Below are 3405 nucleotides of genomic sequence, written 5' to 3'. Positions count from 1 at the left end.
CGAACCGATGCGCCCGAATCCTCAGGGGATTGGCGGCGGCAAGGGAGCGCGCGCAACGGCGGCGCCGATCTTCGCGCGGGCGCTAAGGGCGGTGGGGACGGGCCAGGTAGGAGCGGCTGCCCATCTCCCTGAGGCGGCTGGCGGTGCGGGAAAAGATGCGGGCATGACGGCGGCCGGCATACAGCCGCTCCGGCGCCGCCGCCGCGGAGACAATCAGCTTGACGTTGCGGTCGTAGAACTCGTCCACCAGGGCGATGAAGCGCCGGGCCCGGTCGTCGTCCGGCGCCTGAAGGCGGGGGATCTCCGACACCAGCACGGTCCGGTACAGCCTTGCGATCTCGATGTAGTCGGCGGGCGCGCGCGGGCCGCCGCAGATTTCCGCGAAGGAGAACCAGACGATTCCCTCGAAGCAGCGCACGGCGCGGATCTCGCGCCCGGCGATCAGGATAACCGCCTCCCCGGCGTCGCCGTGCCCCAGAGCGATGCGCGCGAAGTCCCGCTCCAGGTTGCGCCGGGCGGCGGCGTCCAGAGGATGATAATAGACGCCGGCCCGGTCCAGGAATTGCAGGCGGTAGTCGGTGGCGCCTTGCAGGCACACGACTTCGGTATGCCGTTGCAGGAGGCGAATGGCCGGCAGGAAGCGCTGGCGTTGCAGGCCATCCCGGTAGAGCCGGTCCGGGCGGTCGTTGGAGGTGGCAACCAGCGCCACGCCGCGCTCGAACAGGGCCTCGAGCAGGCCGCCCAGCAACATGGCGTCGGCGATGTCGGAGACGTGGAATTCGTCGAAGAACAACACCCGCGAGCGGCCGGCGAACTCGGCCGCCAGGAGACGCAGGGGGGAGCGGACATTGCCCAGCCGGCGGCGGCGTTCGTGGACCCAGTACATGAAGCGGTGGAAGTGCAGCCGGCGCTTCTCCGGGAAAGGGAGGCTGGCGTACAGCATGTCCATCAGCAAGGTTTTGCCGCGGCCTACGCCGCCCCAGAGGTAGAGCCCGCGGAGGTCGTGGCGGAGGAGACCGAGGCGGCGCAGGATGCCGGCGCCGCGGCGGCGCGCCCGGGGGTGCGTCAGTGCCGCGTACAGCCGCTGCAGGTGCTCCACCACCTGCCGCTGGCACGCATCCGGCGCCAGCAGACCCTGTGCCAGGGCCTGCCGGTACCGCTCCCGGGGGCTGGACAGAGACACGCGGGCGGCGGCCGGATTTAGAATAGCGACAACTGGCGGGCCGGTGGCGCGGACGGCGGCCGGAAGCGGCCGGTGTCCAGGGCCAGGGGGGCGCGGTTCAGCCCCAGGCGGCTGCAACACAGCCGAAAGCGTTGGGCAATCAGCAAGGCAAAGGCGCCGCTGCCCTTCATGCGCGTTCCGAAACGGGGGTCGTTTTCCCGCCCCTGGCGCAGTTCGCGGATCAATTGAAATACCCTCCCCTCGGCGCGCGGGCGGTGGCTGCGCAACCACTGGCGGAAGAGGCCGCGGACTTCGCGCGGCAGCCGCAGCACGACATAGCCGGCAAAACGGCAGCCGACGGCGGCGGCCTGGCGCAGCACTTCCTCCAGCTCCCGGTCGTTGACGGCGGGGATCACGGGGGCGAACATCACCCCGGCCGGAATCCCCGCGGCGGCCAGCCGCTCCAGGGTTTGCAGGCGCCGCCGGGGGGCCGTGGCGCGCGGTTCCAGGCGCCGCGCCAGGTCGTGGTCCAGGGTGGTCAGCGACAGGGAGACCTTGACCAGTCCCCGGGCCGCCATGGGCGCCAGCAGGTCCAGGTCGCGCTCCACCAGGGAGGACTTGGTGGTGATCAGCAGGGGATGGCCGCAGTCGGCGAGGACCTCGATGATCTGCCGGGTCACCTGGAAGCGCCGCTCGATCGGCTGATAGGGATCGGTGTTGGTGCCCAGAGCGATGGGCCGGCAGCGGTAGCCATTGCGGCTCAATTCCCGCCGCAACAGTTCCGCCGCCGCCGGTTTGGCGAACAGGCGGGTCTCGAAATCCAAGCCCGGGGAGAGATCCAGATAGGCATGGGTGGGGCGGGCGTAGCAGTAGATGCAACCGTGTTCGCAGCCCCGGTAGGGGTTGATGGACCGGTCGAAGGGGACATCGGGCGAACGGTTGCGGCTGACGATGCTGCGCGGCGACTCCAGGGTAACCGTAGTCCGCAGGCGCGGACCGGGCCCGGGGGCCTGCCCGCCCCAGCCGTCGTCCGCGATCTGGCGTTCGACGGGGAGGTAGCGGGGGGCCGGGTTGCCGAGCGCGCCCCTGCCTTTGCGCCAACCGTCGCCGACGGCGCCCGTCATGAGCGGGGGCGGGGGCGGGGGAATGGAGATATGCGGGATCTTCTGCTCATGGTCTTCTTCTGCCTGCGGGGATGGCGCCGTACGGCCGCGTTCCGTAATATACTACGCGATATGGCGTGCCCTAGGGGGCGCCTGAGAGGGCACAACATGATCTTTCCGAACAGCAGGCAACGCTGGTCAAGGCGCCCCGGCGGGAGGGGCCTTGCCGGGAACGAATGGCGATGACAACGCTGCAAGCATTGATATTTGACGTGGACGGCACCCTGGCGGACACCGAAGACTTGCATCGCCGGGCCTTCAACGCCGCTTTCCGGGACGCCGGCCTGAAGTGGCGGTGGGGCACGACTCAGTACAGCCGCCTGTTGCTGACCTCCGGGGGCCGAGAGCGCATTTTCGCCCATGCCCGCCGGCACATGCCGGACAGCGGGTTGTCGGCAACCGCCCTGGACGAGTGGGCGGGGCAGCTGCACGAGCGCAAATCGCGGCTCTACCGGCAGTTGCTGGCGGAGCGCCCGCCGCCGTTGCGCCGCGGGATCATGCGGTTGCTGGACGAGGCAGACGGGCGGGGGCTGCGCTTGGCGATCGCCACCAGCTCTTCGCGGCAAAACGTCAGCGCCCTGTTGCGGCACTGCGGCTACCCGGAATTGGAACAACGCTTTGCGGCGATCGTTACCGGCGACACGGTGCCGGAGAAAAAGCCCGCGCCTGCCGTTTACCGCCGTGTCCTGGAGGAGTTGCGTCTGCCCGCGGGGCGTTGCATCGCCATTGAAGATACCCAGAGCGGGAATACGGCCGCCCTGGCGGCGGGCCTGAGAACGGTGATCACTGTCCACCGCTTTACTCGCGCACACGAATTCCAGGGCGCGTCCCTGGTGCTGAACGGCCTGGGAGAACCGGGGCGACCGTTCCGGGTCCTGACCGGCAACGCAGGGGGCCACTCCTGGGTCGGCCTGGAATTGCTGGAGCGGATCGCGGCCAGGGACGCCGGCGGCGCCCTGCCGCGGGTGGCGGAACCGGCGGCGGCCCGCGAACAATAAGCCCCAAGCCGCCTGCACAAGGCTCTTGTACAGGGCTCCAGGGCTCTCCTGGAACCCCGGCGCTCCCCAGCCGTTACGCAAA

Annotated in this window: 3 protein-coding genes; 1 reads left to right on the top strand and 2 read right to left on the bottom strand. The window is 69.8% G+C overall.

Annotation, left to right across the window (positions count from 1 at the left end):
- Positions 1 to 82: 82 nt before the first annotated feature.
- Complete coding sequence (gene zapE, locus OXU43_08110) at positions 83 to 1177, bottom strand: cell division protein ZapE (protein ID MDD9825117.1); 1095 nt, start codon at positions 1175 to 1177, stop codon at positions 83 to 85.
- Positions 1178 to 1200: 23 nt separating this feature from the next.
- On the bottom strand, positions 1201 to 2286 hold the full coding sequence (locus tag OXU43_08105; protein MDD9825116.1) for a PA0069 family radical SAM protein: 1086 nt from the start codon (positions 2284 to 2286) through the stop codon (positions 1201 to 1203).
- A gap of 215 nt (positions 2287 to 2501) precedes the next feature.
- Between OXU43_08105 and OXU43_08100 the strand changes: the two genes are divergently transcribed.
- Positions 2502 to 3323, top strand: coding sequence for an HAD-IA family hydrolase (locus OXU43_08100; protein MDD9825115.1), 822 nt, complete (start codon positions 2502 to 2504; stop codon positions 3321 to 3323).
- Positions 3324 to 3405 lie beyond the last annotated feature (82 nt).

This window comes from Gammaproteobacteria bacterium (genome assembly GCA_028817255.1).
Classification (GTDB): Bacteria; Pseudomonadota; Gammaproteobacteria; order Porifericomitales; family Porifericomitaceae; genus Porifericomes; species Porifericomes azotivorans.
This window is presented reverse-complemented; position numbering and strand designations above follow the sequence as displayed.

What these genes read in the sequence shown, in the direction of transcription:
- OXU43_08100 (MDD9825115.1), top strand. Translation starts at nt 2,502, where the DNA reads ATGGCGATGACAACGCTGCAAGCATTGATATTTGACGTGGACGGCACC.
- OXU43_08105 (MDD9825116.1), bottom strand. Translation starts at nt 2,286, where the DNA reads ATGACGGGCGCCGTCGGCGACGGTTGGCGCAAAGGCAGGGGCGCGCTC.